Genomic DNA, 19,860 nt, shown 5'->3' on the forward strand with positions numbered 1-19,860 from the left:
CACATAGCTAGGTCCTAACAGGAGGCAGACATGGCGAAAAAGAAGAAGGTGCGGGATCCGGCCGTGGTCGGACCCGACATCACCCTCTACATGATCTACGCCGGTTTCGCGACGCTCGGAACCCTGTGGATCGCCTTGCATCTCGGCAACGCGATGGCTGTCACCCCGCAGGACATTCCGATCAATCCGATCGCGATCGTCGCCGATCTGGCCCGCGGAAAATTGCACTGGCCGCGCGCTTCCACGGTGATCGTGCTGCTCGTGATCGCGGCGATCGTCGCCTATCTGCTGGTGCGCAGCCGAATCGCCGCACGCCGGTCGGTCGGGCGGCTCGCCGTGGACGACAAGGCCGATGTGATGGGCACGGGCGGCGCCATCAAGTCACTCACCGAGAGTGGGGTCCGGGCGAAAGCCGATATGCTCGGTGTGCGGCTCGGCTACAACGACAGTCCGGGCGTGCCGATCGGCATCGGCATCGCCGACAGGGTGATGCTCTACGGCTCCTATGAGGATCTGCATCTGGACATCTGGGGTCCACGACAGGGCAAATCGACCTCCCGGGTGATCCCGGCCATCCTGACCGCGATCGGTCCGGTGCTGTCCACCTCGAACAAGCGCGATGTGGTCGACGCGACCCGAGATGTGCGAGAGGCCAAGGGAAGTCGCACCTTCGTCTTCGATCCGCAGGGTGTCGCGGGGGAGGAGCCCACCTGGTTCTGGGATCCACTGGCGTGGGTGGACGCCTACCATGACGGTGCGGAGATGCGGGCCGCGCGGCTGGCCGGACATTTCGCCGACGCCGACAACGGTTCCGATGCCAAGAGCGATCTGTTCTTCGATCCCGAAGCCGAGGACCTGCTCGCCGGGCTGTTCCTGGCCGCGGCGCTCGGTGGTCGCCCGATCGTCCAGGTCTGGGACTGGGTGACCAACCCCAACGACTCCGAGCCGATCGAGCTGCTGCGCAATGCGAGCAAGCACTACACCGCCTCGGGTCTCGCGATGCAGTACAACGCCGATCCGCGCACCAAGAGCGGCATTTTCGGCACCGCCAAGAAAATGATCCGCTGCCTGCAGCTGTCCAATGTGCACCCGTGGATCCTGCCGGGCGACAACCGTATGCAATTCGACGAACTCGAATTCATCGAGAACAACGGCACTCTCTACAGTCTCTCGCTAGAGGGTCGCGGTTCGGCGGCGCCGCTGGTCAGTGCGCTCACCGAGGCCGTGGTCGATGTGGCCATGCGCAAGGCCACGCATTCACCCGGCGGACGGCTGCCGATCCCGATGCTCGCGGTTCTGGACGAGGCGGCGAATGTGGTGCGCTGGAAGGATTTGCCCAAGCAGTACAGTCACTTCGGCTCGCGCGGCATCGTGGTGATGACGGTGCTGCAGTCCTGGGCGCAGGGCGCGCGCTGCTGGGGTGAGGACGGCATGCTCGCGCTGTGGTCGGCGGCCAATATCAAGGTGCTCGGTCCGGGCGTCGATGATATGAACTTCTTGCGCGACCGCTCCGAGGCGATCGGCGAATACGACGCGATCTCGTCTTCGGTTTCGGAATCCAAAGGCGGCAAGAGTTATTCGCGCTCACTCAGCTCGTCCAAGACGTTCACCGTGAACGCGCTGGCAACCCTGCCGCAGGGCCGCGCGATCGTGTTCACCTCCGGTCAGCCCCCGGTGCTCGTGCGCACCGTGCCCTGGTGGGAGGGCGACTACGCTGACGATGTGAAGAAGTCGATCTCGCACCATCTTCCGGGGCGTAAGACCGAGATCGCCGACCTGTTCGGCTCGCCCAACTTGACCAAGGCGGCTCCGCCGCCCGAATACGGTCAAATCGAGGAGGTTCGGCCACTGTGACCGAGCGAAGCGAGGCAACCATGGACACCGCACGGCCAGTCACAGCGAAGCCGAGCGCTAGCGAGGTGGAGCTGTGACTGAACAGCAGCAGCCAATGATCTACACCAATGTGGTGGAGTTCGTCGAGAACTACCTCAGCCTGGTGTATCGGCGTCAGGTCACCGACATCAGTGAAACGGTATGGTGCCCGGAGTGGTGGAAGCACGCCGAGGCGGTAGCGCGACTAGATGCGCTCTGGCGCGCCTGGGAACACTACCGACTCGAACCGAGCACCGGATTGAGCATCTGGTTTCTCGACCACGCTGATCCGCATATGACCAAACTCTTCGATCCGCGAGGACCGTTCAAGTACTGCAGTGTCCGCAACGGGCACAAGGACATGCTGAGCCCACTGCCGTTGAAGTCCCCCGCTCAGGGGCTCTTCGGCGATCCGACGATCGGCGACTTCCGCGTCTGAGGAGCCGAAAACGTCGAAACGCCCGCTGATTTCAGCGGGCGTATTCGGTTTCCGTTGTCGGGATGGCGCTACTGTCGGACGCGTTCCAAGCCGCGTGCATCCTGTTCCCGACCTCGTGCGGCGGCCGCGCGAGCGGCTTCGTCGCGAAGGCGTACCGCTTCCTCGGGCGGTTGCCCCTGGCCTACTTCGATGAGCATCCGCACCGCCGCCAGTTCCGGTGCGATGCCGATCCGGGCGAGATGCGCCGCGATCGCCTGCCTACGCTCCTGGGAGTCGTAGCGGATGAGCGGTTTGGACTGAGTAGAGGCCGTCGCGGCCATCCGGCTGGCCTCGGCCTGTGCGGAGAAACGATCCTTCTCCAGTGAAATCCCCTTGGCCGGAACCGATTTCTCGACCATACGGGCCAGCTCGAGATTGCGTGGGTCCTTCGCCTTGGCGTCGCGGGCCTCACGGATCTGAAGTTCCCGCGCCTCCTTGACACGAGCCTCGGTGACCTTGACGCGCGCTTCGGCTTCTTTCTGGCCACGCTCCCGGGCCCGCAGTGCGACCAGGGTCGCAAGCTGCAACATAGTCTTCATCATGGCCGCGGTTTCCCGGCCGATGTCGTCCAGTTCCTCGGACATGGCTGCTCCCCGATGCTGCAGTGATCACTATGGATGTTGTGGTGCTTCGTCACGGACGCCGCCACGCCGGACTGTAATCCGCCGCGCCGGTGCCCCGCCTGCAAACGTGGACACCCAGAAAACTCGCTGCGTCACATTCCCGGTTCGGGGATGCGTCCGGTCTGGGATGGCTACGCCGCGCGTTCTCCTTTATTCGAGGTTACCCGAGAAAGCTCGGCACCAACCGTGCGGGCGTGCCGCTCAACAGCATATAACGCACAATTCCGGCGGACAGCGGAATGCTTCGGAGGATCTCCGGTCTTAGCGCAACCTTACCGAATGATTAGGGTCGCCTACCCTGGGTTGTGTACGGATGGGTTTCGGGCCCGCTGCCCATTGTGCGCAGCGCGACCGAACGAAGCCAGTATCCGGATCGGGCGTGTCGCTCGCGGAACTGCTTGCAGGTCGCTCGAAAGGGTCGGCATCAGTCGATGCGGACCGATTGGATGGTCACCGGGAGATTGGGCTTGCCGTCGCCCTGGCTGTTGGAGTTGTCCTGACCGCCCGCGGCGATCTTGTCCAGCGTGCCCATGCTGTTCTGGTCGACGGTGCCGAAGATGGTGTAGTTCGGCGGCAGTTGCGAATCGCCGTAGACGATGAAGAACTGACTGCCGTTGGTGCCGCCGCCGGTCTTGGGATCCGGGCCCGCATTGGCCATGGCGAGTGTGCCGCGCTGGTAATTCATGGGCTTCTGCAACGCGGGGTCGGTGGGGTTGTAGCGGTTGGTCGGGTACTCGTTGTCGAACTGATATCCGGGACCGCCGGTACCGGTGCCGGTCGGGTCACCGCACTGCAGTACCTTCAGGCCCTCGTCCGCGGTCATGCGGTGGCAGGTGGTGTTATCGAAGTAGCCCTGACCGGCGAGGCTGGCGAAGCTGTTCACGGTGCACGGCGCCTTGGCATTGTCCAGGGTCAGGCCGATGGGGCCCTGGGTGGTCTCCATGCTGACGCTGAGGCTCGCATTGTCGCCGGTGTTCTGGATGCCGCTGGTGCGCGGCTTGTTCACCTGCTTATCGGCGGGCTTCTGACTGTCGCGGTAGTCGCAGCTGATGGCGGCGGGCTTTTCGTCGCTTTTGGTCAGGAAGTAGACGCCGACGGCCGCTGCCGCCACGACCACCACGCCGAGCGCCGATCCGGCGATCATGAGTCGCTTGCGCTTGCGCGCCCGGTCGGCCCGGTTGGCCAGCTGGCGTTCCAGCTTGCGTTTCGCTGCTGCCCGTCGCTGTTCGTTGCTCGGCACTACCACGTTCCTCCCGTATCCGTTACGTACGGCACAGGATTGTGCCATCTATTCCTGAGACTGCTCAGCAGGCCGTTTCGACCGGTCGTGACGCTGTACAAACCCGCCGATCCTTTCGAGCGACCCGCAGTCAGCCGCCGGCGGCGGCAAACCGGTTGGACTTGACGGGCTGTGGTGGTGGAAACTGGACCATCGTGACCAAGACCAGCAGCTTCTCCGCCCCGAAGGGGGTTCCGGATTACGTGCCACCCGGTTCGGCCGAGTTCGTCGCGGTGCGTGACGGCTTGATCCGCGCCGCCCGACTCGCCGGGTACGGGCATGTGGAGCTGCCGATCTTCGAGGACACCGCTTTGTTCGCGCGCGGCGTCGGTGAATCCACCGATGTGGTGACCAAGGAGATGTACACCTTCGCCGACCGCGGCGATCGCAGTGTCACGCTGCGGCCGGAGGGCACCGCGGGCGTCATGCGCGCGGTCATCGAACACGGGCTCGACCGAGGGCAATTGCCGGTGAAGCTGGTGTACTCGGGTCCGTTCTTCCGCTACGAGCGTCCACAGGCCGGTCGGTACCGACAGCTGCAGCAGGTCGGCGTCGAGGCGATCGGTGTCGATGATCCGGCACTGGATGCCGAGGTGATCGCGATCGCCGACGCCGGATATCGCGGACTCGGGCTCGATGGCTTCCGACTGGAGATCACCTCGCTCGGTGACGAGACCTGCCGCCCGCAGTACCGGGAGCTGCTGCAGGATTTCCTGTTCGGACTGCCGCTGGATGAGGAGACCAAGCGGCGGGCGCAGCTGAATCCGCTGCGGGTGCTCGACGACAAGCGGCCCGAGGTGCGCGAGCTGACCGCGAACGCGCCGCTGATGATAGATCACCTGTCGGAGTCGGCGAAAACGCACTTCGAGCAGGTGCTCGGGTACCTCGACGCGCTGGGCGTGCCCTATGTGGTGAATCCGCGGATGGTGCGCGGCCTGGACTACTACACGAAGACGACCTTCGAATTCGTGCACGACGGGCTCGGGGCGCAGTCGGGTATCGGCGGCGGCGGGCGTTACGACGGGCTGATGGCCGAACTGGGCGGACAACCGTTGTCCGGCATCGGATTCGGTCTCGGTGTGGACCGCACCATGCTGGCGTTGGAGGCCGAAGGCAAGTCGGCAGGGGATCCGGCGCGGTGTGAGGTCTACGGCGTATCGCTCGGTGATGCGGCCAAGCAGCGGTTGGTCGTCCTCGCGGCACAGCTGCGGGCGGCGGGTATCCGGGTCGACCTGGCCTACGGCGGTCGCGGCGTCAAAGGGTCGCTGAAGGCCGCGGACAAGTCCGGTGCCGCATTCACTCTGGTCCTCGGTGACCGTGATCTGGCCGAGAACACCATCGGCCTCAAGGAGATGGCCACCGGTGAACAGCGCCAGATCCCATTGGACGAGACGGTGGCCGCCGTCGCCGCCGCGTTGCGCTCGGGTGAGTAGTACGGTGCCGGGGTATACCCGCACCACGACGAATGGGCGGCCGTGCCTGTAGAACCCACGAATCCCGGTGCAGCCCAACCGGTTCCGACGGTCGGACTCGATCTCGTAGCGCCCGAAACCTATGCCCCCATGCTGCGGCGACTCGCCCTCGCCGCGGTAGGAGTTGGCATCGGCGCGGCATTGCTCGTAGCGCTGCTGGTGCCGTGGTCGGTCGCTATCGCGATCGGTTTCGTCGTCGGTGCACCGACCCTCGCCTACGCCATCGCGTTGCGTCGACGACGTATGTGGTTGGCCGGGACCACGATTCACGCGCGGCGAGTGATCGGTGAGCGTCAGGTGGATATCGCCGCCGCTAACGGTGTCGAAATCCTGGTCTTTCCGGCCCGTTTGAGCCGTATCGTGCTGCGGGTGACCACGGGTGCCGATTCCCAGGTCGTCCCGCTCGCGATGTACACCGACGCGGGCAGCGGTCGCGAACTCCACCTCCTCGGTCTTCGCACACTGGCCGATGCCCTGGCCGCGAGTGAACTCGCTGCGGCCGTTGCGGTTTCGGCCATGCTCGTCCAGCAACTGCGCGCCGAGGCACGAGACGCGGGCCTGGAGGAGCGACCGCTGTATCGCGCCGTGCGACTGGCGAGAGCGAAGGATTACGTTTCGCCGATCGTCCTGACCGATCAGGAAGTCGCGGGGTTGTGCTGATACGCGATATTGCGTCGCGGAGTGGTTGCCCCAAATGGCGACGCGGGCGATATCGGCGGCGGGCGCGCCAGTCTTCCGCCCCGCTTGCGACCCTGGAGATCGACGAATTCTCCCGCGCCCGTATCGACGCCAGCGTCGCCGAACTCGAACAGGAACGTGACGCCGTCGTCGACCTCGGATTCGCCAAGCGGATCTGACGCATCCCGCAGTCGCGGCTCAGGTAGCGGCTGTCGCGGCGCGACTCCGGCGCAGCATCAACCGACCCGCGGTGGCGAGATGAATGAGCGCGAGCGCGCTGGCGCCGACCATCACGCCCGGAATACCCTGGGTGGCGCCGATTGCGACGTCACCGAGCTTGTACCGCGGGAAAGTCGGCAGCGGTAGAAGCGCTCGCTTGCGGTGGCTGGTCAGGCTGAACAGCAGCGCGGCGGCACCTGAGGAAACGGCGCGGGCGGGAGCCATCGAACGACTGCGGGATCCGCGGGATCGCCGCCGTCGAAATCCGCGACTGACCTCCGAAGGCCGCGAGTGCTTGCGCAAATGCCTCGCCGCTGCCCAGGCAATCGATGCCCGGACTACCGCGGAGCTCACCACCACCGCCAAGCGTGCCGACCTACATCGCACCCTCGACACGCTCGCAGATCGGCTGGGTCTGCCTAGGTGATGGTCCAGGTTTCCGATCCGTTGAGCAGGGATTGCAGCGAATCCTCGTGTACCGGTTTGCGTTCCCGCGCCATGGCGGTCTGGCCGCGGACCGCGTCGTCGTAGGTGGGCCGGCTGACATCGCGGAAGACGCCGGTGACAACGTGGCCGAGGTCCTGATCGGACAGACGCGAGAGCGCGTAGGCGTATTCCGGGTTGTCGGTGTAGGCGTCGTGCACGATGATCTCGGACTCGTCGACTTCGTCGGCACGCACTACCGCGAGCCCGAAACCGGCACGCACCACGGCGAATTCACCATCGGCGCCGAAACGGATCGGCTGACCGTGGTGCAGCGGGATGAGGCGGGATTCGGCATCGCCCTTGCGCAGCACATCGAAAGAACCATCGTTGAAGATCGGGCAGTCCTGCAGGATCTCGACGAACGAGGTTCCGCGATGTTCGGCGGCGGCGCGCAGCACCTCGATGAGGCCGGCGCGATCGGAATCCAATGCGCGCGCGGCGAAGCCGGCTTCCGCGCCGAGCGCGACCGAGAGCGTATTGAAGGGGTGGTCGACCGAGCCCATCGGCGTCGACTTGGTGATCTTGCCCGCCTCCGAGGTGGGGGAGTACTGCCCCTTGGTGAGTCCGTAGATCCGGTTGTTGAACAGCAGGATCGTCATATTCACATTGCGGCGCAAAGCATGGATCAGGTGGTTGCCGCCGATCGACAGTGCATCACCGTCACCGGTCACCACCCACACCGACAGATCCGGCCGGGTGACCGCGAGCCCGGTCGCGATGGCGGGCGCGCGACCGTGGATGGAGTGGATGCCGTAGGCCTCCAGGTAGTACGGGAACCGGCTCGAGCAGCCGATCCCGGAGACGAACATCAGGTTCTCCCTGCGCAATCCGAGGTCGGCGAGGAAGCCGCGCACGGTCGCCAGGATCACGTAGTCACCGCAGCCGGGGCACCAGCGCACCTCCTGATCGGAAGTGAAGTCCTTGACCTTCTGCGGCTCGTCCGCGGACGGCACGCCGGAGAGTCCGGTGAGACCCAGATCGGTTCCGACGAGCGAGGTTTCGACGATGGTCATCAGTTACCCCCAACCGCGTACGTGGCCCGCGCCCGTGCCGCGAAGGCCTTGTCGTTTTCCATGTCCTCGATCGACCCGTCGAGTGCCGCGTCGATCACCCCGACGAGTTCTTGTGCGGAGAATGCCGTGCCCGCGATCTTCGTCCACGGCTGCACATCCACCAGATACTTCGCCCGCAACAGCATGGCCAGCTGACCGCCGTTCATTTCGGGCGCGACCACCGTTCGATAACTCCGCAGCACGGTACCGAGGTTGGCGGGCAAGGGATTCAGATATCGCAGATGTGCCTGCGCGACCGGGACGCCGCGACGGCGGGCGCGGCGACAGGCCTCACCGATCGGCCCGAAGGAACTGCCCCACCCGATCAGCAGCAGTTCGGCCTGTCCCTCCGGATCGTCGACTTCGAGATCGGGGACGGTGATGCCATCGATCTTGGCCTGTCGTAGGCGCACCATCAGTTCGTGATTGCCGGGCTCATAGGAGATGTTGCCGCTGCCGTCGGCCTTCTCCAATCCACCGATCCGATGTGCGCGACCGGCAGTGCCGGGCACCGCGAGCGGCCTGGCGAGGGTGTCGGGGTCACGGGAGTAGGGCTGGAACAGTGTGCCCTCCTCCGCCTCCGGTTCGAAGCGCGGATCGATCGGCTCCAATTCGGCGACTCGCGGAATCGACCATGGCTCGGAGCCATTGGCGATCGAGCCGTCGGAGAGTAGCAGCACCGGCGTGCGGTAGGTGAGGGCGATGCGGGCCGCTTCTACCGCGGTGGCGAAGCAGTCGGCGGGGGAGCGCGGCGCGAGTACGGCGACGGGCGATTCCCCGTTGCGGCCGTAAAGCGCCTGCAGCAGATCGGCCTGTTCGGTTTTGGTGGGCAGTCCGGTGGACGGACCGCCGCGTTGCACGTCGACGATCACCAACGGCAGTTCCGTCATCACCGCGAGTCCGATGGTTTCGCTCTTGAGCGCCAGCCCGGGCCCGGAGGTACTCGTGACGCCGAGTGCGCCGCCGAGCGAAGCGCCGAGGGCCGCGCCGATGCCCGCGATCTCGTCCTCGGCCTGGAAAGTGGTGACGCCGAAGTTCTTGTGTTTGCTCAGTTCGTGCAGGATGTCGGAGGCGGGCGTGATCGGGTACGTGCCGAGAAATACCGGCAAACCGGACAATTGCCCCGCGGTGACGAGGCCGTAGGCGAGCGCGGTGTTGCCGGTGATCTGACGGTAGGTGCCCGGCGGCAGCTTGGCCGGGGCCACCTCGAAGGTGGTTGCGAAGCTTTCGGTGGTCTCGCCGTAGTTCCAGCCCGCGCGGAAGGCCAGCAGATTCGCCTCGGCGATATCGGGTTTCGCGGCGAACTTCTCGCGCAGGAAGCGTTCGGTGCCGCCGATCGGACGGCCGTACATCCAGGACAGCAGGCCGAGCGCGAACATATTCTTCGCGCGCTGACCATCCTTCTTGCCGACACCGGAGGGTTCGGTCGCGCCGAGGGTGAGTGAGGTCATCGGCACGCGATGGACCACGAAATCGCTCAGTGTGTCGTCGTCGAGCGGATCGGTGGTGTAGCCGACCTTGCCGAGATTGCGTGTGGTGAACTCGTCGGTGTTCACGATGAGGGTGGCGCCGCGCGGCAAATCCTGCAGATTGGACTTGAGTGCCGCCGGGTTCATCGCGACCAGGACATCGGGTTGGTCGCCGGCGGTCAGGATGTCGTAGTCGGCGATCTGGATCTGGAAGGATGAGACACCGGGAAGTGTGCCCTGCGGCGCCCGGATTTCGGCCGGGAAGTTGGGTTGGGTGGCGAGGTCGTTGCCGAATGCGGCCGCTTCGTGCGTGAAGCGATCACCGGTGAGCTGCATTCCGTCACCGGAGTCCCCGGCGAACCGAATTACGACCTTTTCCAATTTCGCTGTGCCGACATCACTTCGGTCGGAAACCATACGCCTGCTTCACTTCCTCGTCCGATGGGAGGTGCCATTGGCCAACCTACTCCGCCATGTGCGGGAATCGCTTATGAAATGCTCTACGCGAACAGCGCCAGCTGCGTGTCGTTCGGCAGCGGTGCCGAGGGTGCTGTCGCCGGCTCGAGAGTGTGCTCGCGGGTCAGGCCGTGTCGCTGGAGCAGTGGCTGCACCCGCTCGCGTAGCCAGGATGCATATTCCGGTGTCACATAGGCGCCTCGGCCATAGAGTTGGCGGTAGCGGCGGACCAGCGCCGGATGCGCCTCGGCCAGCCAACTCAGGAACCAGCCGCGGGTGGCCCCGCGCAGATGCATCGGGAATGCGACCGCTGATACCGCTCCGGCCGCGGCGATCGCGGCGAACAGTGCGGCGAGCTGGGCGCGACTATCGGTGAGATATGGAATTACCGGCGCGACCATCACATTCACCTCGAACCCGGCATCGGCCAGCGCCCGCACCATCTCCAACCGTGCCTTGGGTGACGGAGTACCTGATTCCAGGCTGCTGTGCAGATCCATGTCCAGGATCGCGATGGAAACAGCGATACTCACCCGGACCTGGCGGGCCGCCGCCGTCAGCAGCGGCAGATCCCGGCGCAGCAGGGTGCCCTTGGTGAGAATGGAGAACGGCGTGCCGGAATCGGTCAGGGCCCGAATGATGCCGGGCATCAACCGGTATCGTCCCTCGGCCCGCTGATACGGATCGGTATTGGTACCCAGCGCGACGGGTTCGTGATGCCAGGACCGCCGGTCGAGTTCTTTGCGCAGTACGGCGGCGATATTGGTCTTCACCACGATCTGCGAATCGAAATCCCGACCCGCGTCCAGATCCAGATACTCGTGGGTGGGGCGCGCGAAACAGTAGCGGCAGGCGTGCGAACAGCCGCGCATCGGATTGATCGTCCAATGGAACGGGAGGTTCGACGACTCCGGCATCTTGTTCAGTGCGCTCTTGCACAGCACCTCGTGGAACGTGATGCCCTCGAATTCGGGGGTTTGCACGGTGCGCACGAAACCTGCCCGGTCGAGACCGGGCAGGGCGCCGTCGTCGGCATCCAGGGTTTGGCTTTGCCACCGCACCCCATCAGTCGAACATCTGTTCTAAGTAGTGTCAAGCAATCTGTCGGGCCGCGTCCTCGAGGGTGCGGTTGATCCTGGACGGTGGGGTGTCGTAGTCGAGCGGGCCGAAGATGCCGGTGGGATTGCAGATCACCGCGCCCAGGCCCTTGTTCTAATTCGCACCACGTTCCAGTTCGTTTGCCGTCGTCGCGTCGGGCTCGAAACCAGTCGGTGGGGTCGGCTATATTGGGCGCAGCCGCAGCGGCGCCGGTACCAACTCGCCGTTGCGCAGGGGTCCGATCGCAGCCGAGCTGCTGGTCCGGGCAGGGAGTAGATGTTGATCGACGCTACGAACACTGAACTGCAGTTCAAGACGATTTGGGGGGTGTAACTCGATGGCTGATCTCTCGGTGGAGACCGATGCGGTTCGAGCATTCGCGACAACAAATGCCGGGGTCGCCGGCGAGATCGCGGGGGCGGGGAATTTCGATGCCGTGCAGAACGTGGCCGCGCTCACGCCGGTGTTCGGCTTGATCGGCGCCGACTATCTGTTGGCCTTCGCGGCGGCACAAGTGTTGCAGGCCAAGGACATCAACGATCTGTCGGCGAAGTACGACAAGCTCGCGAAGTCCGCCTTCACCGCGGCCGCCGCGTTCGACACCACCGACTCCGGCAATGCCAGCGCGCTGCGCGCGATCACCAACCAGGTCGGAGGCGGGGCATGAAGCCGATCGATACCGGCGCTACCGGTGTGATCGCACCCGACGAGCAGAACGTGGCGATCGAAGAGGCAGTGATCGCGACGCACAACACCGCGGTCGGCGCACTGCAGAATGCGGCGCAAGGTTTGAGCGATCTGTCGCTGCCGCAGTTGCCTGCGGATCTGCCGCCGATCGAGGCTCCCGAATTCGTGCTCGCGCGCAAGATCACCGAGGATTCGCCGCAGCTGGGGGCTATGCCCGCGGGCATACCGGGGCTCAACGGCAATTCGACGCCGGACGCGAGCGCGATTCTCTCCGGCGCGGTCCCGCCGGATGTTTCGCAGGCACTGACTGATGCCCAGACCGCGATCAGCCATGCGGCGGCGCCGGTGGTGCAGGCGGCGCAGAACGTTGCGCACCAGGCGCAGAGTGCCGTGAGCGGTGCGCTCGGCGGGGCGGGCAGCCAGGGTGCGGCCGCGGCGGCGACGAATATCCCGTCCGATCCGGTCGCGGCGCTGATGCAGGGGCTATCGATTCCCGGGATTCCTGGCATCGACACGCTGTTTCAGCCGATCCTCGAGCTGCTCAACAGCTTCGGCACCGGTGTCATCGGTGCCTTCGACCCGACCGCGATCCTCAGTCAGTCATCCAAGATCATCGAGTCCGCGGTATCGGTTGGTAAGGGCGGTCTGCAGACCGTCGAGCAGCTCTGGCAGGGCCAGTCGTCTCGTGAGGCGCAGGCCGCCAGCAAGACCGCGCAGACCCAGGGGCAGGACACGAGTCAGCGCGGTATCGATATCTCCGAACTCACCCGGCGGGCTGCCGCGGTGGTGCAGCAGGGCAATGCGCAGTTGCTCGGGATCGCGAGCGAATTCGCCACGCAGGCAACCGCACTCGTGCCGGTGGCGTTGACCCCGCCCGGTCAGGCCGCGCTCATCGCGTCCGCGACCGAACATCTCGGGTCGGCGGTCACAGTCGTCAATGCGACCCGCGGTGATCTGGCCGGGAAGACAGCCGAACTGACCGGTATGGTGAGCCAGTTGCTCGGAACCAGCGGTCTCCCCTCGCCGCAGGAGGTCGCGCAGGCGGCCATGCAGAACCTGGGTGAGCCGATCATGTCGCAGGCCCAGGAGGTCGCGCAGAACGCGTCGACCAATGCGGCCAGTCTGCTGGACGGTTCCAGCACCTCCGGTTCGCCGAGTACGTCCACCATGGCGGCATCGACCACGGGGCACACCACGACGGGAACCCCGGGCATCACCGGCATCGGTAGCCATTCCGGTTCGCCGAGTTCTTCGGGCTCGCCGTCGACGCAGAAGGTGACCGGCACGCCGAGCAGCAGCATTTCGCCGATCAGCCGGGTCGCGGGCCTGCCAGGCGCATCCTTGGGCACGGGTTCGTCGACCAGCTCGGGGAGCTCGTTCATGGGCGGCAGCCCGGGTGCTTCTGGCCAACGGGGCGCAAACGACGGCGAGCACTCACGCAATGTGGAGCCGTACCAGAGCCGCACCGGCAACGACGACCTCACCGGGCCGCTGGGTGAGTCCACACCCGACGTCATCGGTGCGACCCATCCGGATGAATTGGTCAGTTCGGACTACGAACAGGATCAATTCTAGTTCGAGGCTGTTCTCCGGTGCCCTCGCTCGATGTCGAGTGGGGGCACCGGTGTTCTCGGGTTCTGGTGGATGGCTGCGCGACCATTGGTTGGTCTCGCTGAGTTGGTCGTGGTACCGCAGTTGTCGGGCTTCTGCGATGTGAGGCGGCGGATCGAATGGCAGCACCCACCGCCGCGGCCTCGGAAGGCCGCCCGGTTCAATGGTCTTTGGTGAACGCGTCGAGGAGTTTCCGGTACAGATCGGTGAAGCGTTTGCGGTTGGCTTGTTGGTCGGAGGTCAGATTCTCGGTCGCGTCGGGGGCGTACATGAGCACATGGACGTCTTGGTCGGGCGGGCTCGGCATGAGATCGATGATTTGGGTGCCCTGGTCGGTGGCGCTGGGCATGCCGAGGTCGAGAGCGGCGAGTGATTTGGTTTCCGCCAGTGCGGCATTCAGGACGTCGACGGGGATGGCGCCGGTGAATCGCTGCGGTGGGACATCGGCGGCACGAGCAGTGGATGCCGCGTCGGGCTGTTGGACCGCGCGGCCGTCGGCGTAGATCTGGAGCAGCGGACGCAGGTCGACCCGCTCGGACCAACCACTCGGGATGGTGGTGAGTGTCAGCAGTGCGGAGGCGGGCGATGGCGTGTCGGCGGCCGGTTGGGCGGAGGCGACACCCCAGCTACCCGCGAATATCACGACGAGAACCAACAGTGCCGACTTCGTTATTCGCATGAAATCCCTATCTACGCTGTGCCACAGTCCAATTGGCCTCGATTATCGAGGCCTCGATCATCTCAGCGCCCAGTCCGGGACCCGCACCGCGGGCCATCGTGTTGCTCGAATTCCTATCGAGAGCGGTTGATCATCCATTGGTGATCAGCGCAAAGCCGACGGGGTGTTCAGGTCGGCGGCCGAGTAGGTGTCGCACGCCTGAACCTGACCGGTCTTGTAACCGGTGAGGAACCATTTCTGGCGTTGGTCCGAGGAACCGTGGGTCCAGGCCTCCGGATTGACGCGGCCCTGGGCGGCACGCTGGATGCGGTCGTCACCGACAGCAGAGGCGGCAGAGAGAGCGTCGCGGATATCGTTGTCGGAAAGGGGTTTCAGAAAGGGCTGGTCGGTGCCGGGGGCGGGCTGCTTGTCGGCGAAGTGGGCCCAGATGCCCGCGTAACAGTCGGCCTGGAGTTCGGTGCGCACCGCGCCGGATTCCGGCCCGCGCGGATCCTGTTGCGCCCGGCCGATATCACCGAGCAGATTCTGGATGTGGTGGCCGACCTCATGTGCCACCACGTACTCCTGGGCGAGTGGGCCGCCGCTGGAACCGAAGCGGTCGACCAGCTCCTGGAAGAAGGCGGTGTCGAAGTATGCGGTCCGGTCGGCGGGGCAGTAGAACGGGCCCACTGCGCTGGTCGCATTGCCGCAGCCGGTCGAGACGGCGCCGGAGAACAGCACCAGCTTCGGTTTCGAATACTTCTTGCCGGTCTGCTGGGGCAGCTGTGCTGCCCAGACCGCGTCGAGACTCTGTGCGGTGAGCACCACCCGGCAATCGACGTACTTATTGGCGTCCGCGCCGGTCTTGCAATGGGCGGGCGTACCCGCCGTGCCCGGCTGCACGGTGCTGGTCTGGCTGCCGTTCAACTGTCCGAGCAGCGATCCGGGATCCCCACCGAGCAACAGGCCGAGAACCAGCAGAATGAGACCGCCGGCACCGCCGCCGAGAGCGAGCTTGCCGCCCAGCCCGGGTCCACCGCCGGAAGAAGCCCGATCCGGGTCGATCTGGAGGCCTTCGTTGAAGGTCATCTGCTTCGCTTTCTCGTGTGCCGAACGTCTCGGTCATCCCCTGCCGATACAGCTTCGCACGCGGGGCGGCGATAGCGGTTTCCTCTCGGGATATGTGTCTCACTACGATGGCAACCGCACCGGATCGCCCTGCCGGTGTCACATTCGTCGAAAGGAATCCCGTGCTGCGCACCCACTTGGCCGGTTCGCTGCGAAGCGAGCACGCCGGTCAGACTGTCACCCTCACCGGCTGGGTGGCCCGGCGTCGTGACCACGGTGGCGTGATCTTCATCGATCTGCGCGATGCGTCGGGTGTGGCGCAGGCGGTGTTCCGCGAGGGCGAGCCCGCGGCGCAGGCGCACAAGTTACGCGCCGAATTCTGCGTGCAGGTCACCGGTGTGGTCGAGCAGCGGCCCGACGGCAACGAGAACCCGGAGCTGCCGACCGGTTCCATCGAGGTCAATGTCACCGAACTCGAGGTGCTCAACGAGAGCGCGCCGCTGCCGTTCCAGCTAGACGAGCAGCCCGGTGACGAGGCCCGCCTCAAGTACCGCTACCTCGACCTGCGCCGCGAGGCGCCGGGTAAGGCCATCCGGCTGCGCTCGAAGGTCAACGCGGCCGCCCGCGCGGTGCTGGCTCGTCATGAATTCGTCGAGGTCGAGACCCCGACGATGACCCGCTCGACGCCCGAGGGCGCCCGCGACTTCCTGGTGCCCGCGCGTCTGCAGCCAGGGAGTTTCTACGCATTGCCGCAGAGCCCGCAACTGTTCAAGCAGCTGCTGATGGTCGCCGGTATCGAGCGGTACTACCAGATCGCGCGCTGCTACCGCGACGAGGACTTCCGTGCTGACCGCCAGCCCGAGTTCACCCAGCTCGACCTCGAGATGAGCTTCGTGCGCCAGGAGGACGTGATCCTGGTCGCCGAGGAGATCCTGGAGGCGCTGTGGAAGCTGGTCGGCTACGACATCCCGTTCCCGATTCCGCACATGACCTATGCCGAGGCGATGCGCCGCTTCGGTAGCGATAAGCCGGACCTGCGCTTCGGTGTCGAGATCACCGAATGCACCAATTATTTCACGGAGACTCCGTTCCGGGTTTTCCAGGCGGAGTACGTGGGTGCGGTCGTGATGCCCGGTGGCGCGAGTCAGCCACGGCGTCAGCTCGATACTTGGCAGGAGTGGGCCAAGCAGCGCGGCGCCAAGGGGCTGGCGTACGTACTGGTGCAGGAGGACGGCACGCTCGGTGGTCCGGTCGCCAAGAACCTCAGCGAATCCGAGCGCGAGGGCCTGGCCAAGCATGTCGGCGCGGTACCGGGTGACTGCGTATTCTTCGCCGCGGGACCGGCCAAGGCGCAGCGCGCGCTGCTCGGCGCGGCGCGCGGCGAGATCGCGCGCAAATGCGGTCTGATAGATGAGAACGCGTGGGCGTTCGTATGGATCGTGGACGCGCCGATGTTCGAACCCGCCGCCGAGGCGACCGCGAGTGGCGATGTGGCACTTGGCCATTCGGCGTGGACCGCGGTGCACCACGCGTTCACCTCGCCCAAGCCGGAGTCCCTGGAGACCTTCGACACCGATCCGGGCTCGGCCCTCGCCTATGCCTACGACATCGTCTGCAACGGCAACGAGATCGGCGGCGGCAGCATCCGTATCCATCGCCGCGATGTGCAGGAGCGCGTCTTCAATGTGATGGGCATCGGACACGACGAGGCGCAGGAAAAGTTCGGCTTCCTGCTGGATGCGTTCTCCTACGGCGCTCCGCCGCACGGCGGCATCGCCTTCGGCTGGGACCGGATCACCGCGCTGCTGGCCGGATTGGATTCGATCCGTGAGGTCATCGCCTTCCCGAAGACGGGTGGCGGTGTGGATCCGCTGACCGATGCGCCGGCGCCGATCACCGCGCAGCAGCGCAAGGAGGCGGGACTGGACTTCAAGCCGGAGAAGAAAAAGGACCACGGCGCCGACGCCGGTCCTGTTTCGGAATAGCGGAGGCTGCCAGTGATGCGGTCACCGCTGTCGAAGTGGCCGCCAATGCTGTTGCGGGGCCGGGATTCCGGTGCGCTGGGAGCGGATGCGCCCAGCGCACCGGAGGCTAGGACACGGACACGGTGCCGCCGGTGAGTGCCCGGTACGCGTAGGTCACCGCGATCGTGCACACCGGTCCGGCGACCAGCAGTCCGAAGCCGCACAGCAGGGTGGCGACGAAGGTGATGACCAGCACGGCGAGGGCGAGTAGCAGCGCCTGCCCGATATTGGTGATGACCAGCGTCGCGCTGGATTTGATCGCGTCGAACGGGCCCTGTTCCTGATCGACCACGAAGTGCAGCGAGAACATGCACAGGAATCCGGCGATCAGACCAGGTACGAAGCACAGCGCCGCGCCGATCCAGGTGAGCGCGAAGGCAAGCAGAGCTGTCAACAGGACATTGCCCGCATTCACGAAATGGAAATAGGACGCGAAAGTCGGTTTGTTGCCGTCGGTTTCGTAGAGGGCGCCACGGATCATAGCGGCCTGCAGCAGCCAGATCGCGACCATCACCACGAGGAAGATCAGCAACAGGCTGAACAGCGAATGCGGTTGCACGACCTGGACGATGAGCACGAAGGCGAGATAGATGATCACGCCGACCGCGGTCACGGCCAGCCAGGGGCCGACATTCGCGCGGAACTTCTCCCAGCCGTAGCTGAGGGCATTGCCGACGTCGAGGGTCGTCGGTGTGTCGGGGGCGGACTGGTAGCCGTAGGTCGCTGCGTCGGGCTGGAAGCCCGGGGGCATGGCACCGGTGGGTGGCATCGTAGTGGGCTTCGACAGGCTGGGCGCTGCCGCGTCGGCCGGTTCGAAGCCGGGTTGCGGCGCGGCCGGCGGGACCGCGCCGATAGGCATCGCGGCAGCTCCAGAAGGCATAGTGCCAGGAGGGGGTATCGTGCCGGGATATGCCGAACCGGGACCGGTGCCCGGTGGACCGTAGGTCGGCTGTCCCGGTTGTCCAGGCGTGCCGACCGGCGGTGGCGGCTCCACCGGTTCATTGCCGTACTGCGCCGCGCCGGGACCCTCGAACTGTGGGTAGCCCGCGGGCCCGGCCATCTCGTGCCTGCTGTGTCCGGAGCTCGGATCCGTCGGTTGCGGATCGGCACTTTCGTGCTGACCCGGACGCGCGGCGAACTGTTCGCCGCCACCTTTATCGGTCGCGCCACCGCTCGATTCGGGCGAGCCAGTTGGTTCGTTCGGCGTGGGCGACGGTGAGTCGGACATTGTCTGCAGACCTTTCGACGCAACTGGTTTGCGGTGTGGCGCACGGCAGTTGACGATGAGAAAACCGGACAGCCGCAATGGTGTCAAGCAAGCGGCGCCGGTCCCGCAACCTTGACGCAGACACGCCGAACGACGCGGAAAGGTTGTGCAACCGCTCGCTAGAAGTGACGCGGTGCGAGTAGCTTGGTTAGCGATGACCGCACTATTGGCCGAACGCGCCGCCGAAGTCGTGTCCGCAGCACAGCAGTTGCTCACAAAGCGAATGGGTGCTCCGGTAAAGCTGAGCGATCCGATGGAACTCAGCGGTAGTGGTAGGACGACGGTCCTTCGCGTGCGTGTTTCAGAAAACGCTTTCTCCCTGCCCCGGACGCTCATCGTCAAGCAGGTTCGCGGATCCGCCGCGGACCGCAGGACGGGGGGTCTCGCGCCGGGCGTCGCCAGCATCGACTCCGCGTTTCTACGCGAGGCTGTGTCGTATCAGTTCACCACCGCGCTCAGCCGCGAACAGCGGCCGGGCGCCTATCTGATCGCGCACAGCCTCCCGGACCGGTTGCTCGTCTTGAGCGATCTCGGGGAGAACGCCCGGCTGACGCAGGTGCTGCAAGCCCGTGCAGAGTCGGCGACGCGCAATGCGCTCATGGCCTTCGCGCAGGCACTCGGCCGGATGCATGCGGCAACCGTCGGGCGCGAGGCGGATTTTGTCGCACTGCTGCGCCGGGTCGATGTGGTGCACCGGGTCGACGGCATCGCGCAACAGGCCGAGGCCGCCATCTCCGAGGTGCCCGGTATGCTGCAGCGCGAACTCGGCATCGAGGTGCCCGGTGAGATCGCCGAGCGGATCGTGCGAGGCAATCGCCTGTTCTCCGCGGGGCGCTTCCGCGCATTCAGCCCCTCGGACCTGTGCCCGGACAATGTGATCCTCAATGACGAGGGCGCCCGCTTCCTGGACTACGAATGGGGCGGCTACCGCGACGCCACCCTGGACATCGCCTACGCGCTGGTGTCGTTCCCGGGCTGCCTCTGTGACTTCGAGCTGTCCCGCGAACGCGCCAAGCATATGGTCGAGGCGTGGCGCGCCGAGGTGGTCGGTGTCTGGCCGGCCTTGGCCGACGACACCGTACTGGACGAGCGCATCCTGGAAGCCCGCCTCATCTGGGTCTGGCTCACCACCTACTGGTTCCTGCCCGCCGATCACACCCGCATCGCCTCCGCCCGCGAACACGGCCTCTCCGTGCCGCGCTCGGAAGCCCTCATCAACCGCTGGGCTGCCCTGGCGGAGGATGCGCGCTGCACCGGGGACGACGCGGTCGGTGATTTCGCCGAGGACGTGTCGGCAATGCTCGAAGAGCGCTGGGCGGAATAGGTTTCGAGCTCTGCTGTCGGGGGCGTTCGCGTGCCCTGT

Annotated in this window: 18 protein-coding genes and 1 pseudogene; 9 read left to right on the forward strand and 10 right to left on the reverse strand. The window is 65.6% G+C overall.

Annotation, left to right across the window (positions count from 1 at the left end):
* Positions 1 to 30 precede the first annotated feature (30 nt).
* Both ACW2Q0_RS06330 and ACW2Q0_RS06335 read left to right on the forward strand, forming a co-directional pair.
* Complete coding sequence (locus ACW2Q0_RS06330; protein ID WP_457187117.1) at positions 31 to 1,854, forward strand: type IV secretory system conjugative DNA transfer family protein; 1,824 nt, start codon at positions 31 to 33, stop codon at positions 1,852 to 1,854.
* Between the two features lie 73 nt (positions 1,855 to 1,927).
* Positions 1,928 to 2,311 (forward strand): DUF4913 domain-containing protein, encoded by a 384-nt coding sequence (locus ACW2Q0_RS06335; protein ID WP_457187119.1) that lies wholly within the window; start codon positions 1,928 to 1,930, stop codon positions 2,309 to 2,311.
* 68 nt (positions 2,312 to 2,379) lie between these two features.
* Here the strand turns inward: ACW2Q0_RS06335 and ACW2Q0_RS06340 are convergent, their stop codons facing one another.
* Positions 2,380 to 2,934 (reverse strand): hypothetical protein, encoded by a 555-nt coding sequence (locus ACW2Q0_RS06340; RefSeq protein ID WP_457187121.1) that lies wholly within the window; start codon positions 2,932 to 2,934, stop codon positions 2,380 to 2,382.
* 463 nt (positions 2,935 to 3,397) lie between these two features.
* The gene (locus ACW2Q0_RS06345) at positions 3,398 to 4,213 is read right to left on the reverse strand and encodes a peptidylprolyl isomerase (protein WP_457187123.1); all 816 of its coding nucleotides are present in this window, start codon (positions 4,211 to 4,213) and stop codon (positions 3,398 to 3,400) included.
* Positions 4,214 to 4,407: 194 nt separating this feature from the next.
* On the opposite strand from ACW2Q0_RS06345, the gene hisS reads away from it, so the two are divergent.
* From hisS to ACW2Q0_RS06360, 3 genes are read left to right on the forward strand one after another with little or no spacing between them, the layout of a single operon-like run.
* Positions 4,408 to 5,685, forward strand: coding sequence for a histidine--tRNA ligase (hisS, locus tag ACW2Q0_RS06350; protein WP_457187125.1), 1,278 nt, complete (start codon positions 4,408 to 4,410; stop codon positions 5,683 to 5,685).
* 42 nt (positions 5,686 to 5,727) lie between these two features.
* Entirely contained in the window at positions 5,728 to 6,384 is a 657-nt protein-coding gene (locus ACW2Q0_RS06355; RefSeq protein WP_457187127.1) for a hypothetical protein, read from the forward strand.
* Positions 6,378 to 6,581: a hypothetical protein gene (locus ACW2Q0_RS06360; RefSeq protein ID WP_457187757.1), complete on the forward strand. Its 204-nt coding sequence runs from the start codon at positions 6,378 to 6,380 to the stop codon at positions 6,579 to 6,581. Before ACW2Q0_RS06355 ends, ACW2Q0_RS06360 begins: the two co-directional genes overlap by 7 nt.
* A gap of 19 nt (positions 6,582 to 6,600) precedes the next feature.
* On the opposite strand, the gene ACW2Q0_RS06365 is transcribed toward ACW2Q0_RS06360, so the two are convergent.
* From ACW2Q0_RS06365 to ACW2Q0_RS06385, 5 genes and pseudogenes are all read right to left on the reverse strand, one after another.
* Positions 6,601 to 6,846, reverse strand: coding sequence for a hypothetical protein (locus ACW2Q0_RS06365; protein ID WP_457187129.1), 246 nt, complete (start codon positions 6,844 to 6,846; stop codon positions 6,601 to 6,603).
* Positions 6,847 to 7,040: 194 nt separating this feature from the next.
* On the reverse strand, positions 7,041 to 8,120 hold the full coding sequence (locus ACW2Q0_RS06370) for a 2-oxoacid:ferredoxin oxidoreductase subunit beta (protein ID WP_457187131.1): 1,080 nt from the start codon (positions 8,118 to 8,120) through the stop codon (positions 7,041 to 7,043).
* Positions 8,120 to 10,045 (reverse strand): 2-oxoacid:acceptor oxidoreductase subunit alpha, encoded by a 1,926-nt coding sequence (locus ACW2Q0_RS06375; RefSeq protein ID WP_457187133.1) that lies wholly within the window; start codon positions 10,043 to 10,045, stop codon positions 8,120 to 8,122. Before ACW2Q0_RS06375 ends, ACW2Q0_RS06370 begins: the two co-directional genes overlap by 1 nt.
* Positions 10,046 to 10,128: 83 nt before the next feature.
* Positions 10,129 to 11,145: an Rv2578c family radical SAM protein gene (locus tag ACW2Q0_RS06380; RefSeq protein WP_457187135.1), complete on the reverse strand. Its 1,017-nt coding sequence runs from the start codon at positions 11,143 to 11,145 to the stop codon at positions 10,129 to 10,131.
* A gap of 43 nt (positions 11,146 to 11,188) precedes the next feature.
* Positions 11,189 to 11,290, reverse strand: a pseudogene (locus ACW2Q0_RS06385) (NAD-dependent epimerase/dehydratase family protein); the annotation flags it as partial.
* Positions 11,291 to 11,519: 229 nt separating this feature from the next.
* Here ACW2Q0_RS06385 and ACW2Q0_RS06390 point away from each other — a divergent pair.
* Together ACW2Q0_RS06390 and ACW2Q0_RS06395 are read left to right on the forward strand one after the other, a co-directional pair.
* Complete coding sequence (locus ACW2Q0_RS06390) at positions 11,520 to 11,849, forward strand: type VII secretion target (protein WP_457187137.1); 330 nt, start codon at positions 11,520 to 11,522, stop codon at positions 11,847 to 11,849.
* Entirely contained in the window at positions 11,846 to 13,444 is a 1,599-nt protein-coding gene (locus ACW2Q0_RS06395) for a hypothetical protein (RefSeq protein ID WP_457187139.1), read from the forward strand. The genes ACW2Q0_RS06390 and ACW2Q0_RS06395 overlap by 4 nt, the downstream gene beginning before the upstream one ends.
* A 196-nt stretch (positions 13,445 to 13,640) precedes the next feature.
* On the opposite strand, the gene ACW2Q0_RS06400 is transcribed toward ACW2Q0_RS06395, so the two are convergent.
* Together ACW2Q0_RS06400 and ypfJ are read right to left on the reverse strand one after the other, a co-directional pair.
* Positions 13,641 to 14,159: a hypothetical protein gene (locus ACW2Q0_RS06400; protein WP_457187141.1), complete on the reverse strand. Its 519-nt coding sequence runs from the start codon at positions 14,157 to 14,159 to the stop codon at positions 13,641 to 13,643.
* Between the two features lie 144 nt (positions 14,160 to 14,303).
* Positions 14,304 to 15,227: a KPN_02809 family neutral zinc metallopeptidase gene (gene ypfJ, locus ACW2Q0_RS06405; RefSeq protein WP_457187143.1), complete on the reverse strand. Its 924-nt coding sequence runs from the start codon at positions 15,225 to 15,227 to the stop codon at positions 14,304 to 14,306.
* Between the two features lie 161 nt (positions 15,228 to 15,388).
* Here ypfJ and aspS point away from each other — a divergent pair, with 161 nt between their 5' ends.
* The gene (gene aspS, locus ACW2Q0_RS06410) at positions 15,389 to 17,191 is read left to right on the forward strand and encodes an aspartate--tRNA ligase (protein ID WP_457187145.1); all 1,803 of its coding nucleotides are present in this window, start codon (positions 15,389 to 15,391) and stop codon (positions 17,189 to 17,191) included.
* A gap of 106 nt (positions 17,192 to 17,297) precedes the next feature.
* Here aspS and ACW2Q0_RS06415 read toward each other — a convergent pair whose 3' ends face one another.
* Positions 17,298 to 18,458 (reverse strand): hypothetical protein, encoded by a 1,161-nt coding sequence (locus tag ACW2Q0_RS06415; protein WP_457187147.1) that lies wholly within the window; start codon positions 18,456 to 18,458, stop codon positions 17,298 to 17,300.
* A 193-nt stretch (positions 18,459 to 18,651) separates the two neighbouring features.
* Between ACW2Q0_RS06415 and ACW2Q0_RS06420 the strand changes: the two genes are divergently transcribed.
* Entirely contained in the window at positions 18,652 to 19,821 is a 1,170-nt protein-coding gene (locus tag ACW2Q0_RS06420) for a phosphotransferase family protein (protein ID WP_457187149.1), read from the forward strand.
* Positions 19,822 to 19,860 lie beyond the last annotated feature (39 nt).

It is taken from the genome of Nocardia citri, from assembly GCF_054065835.1.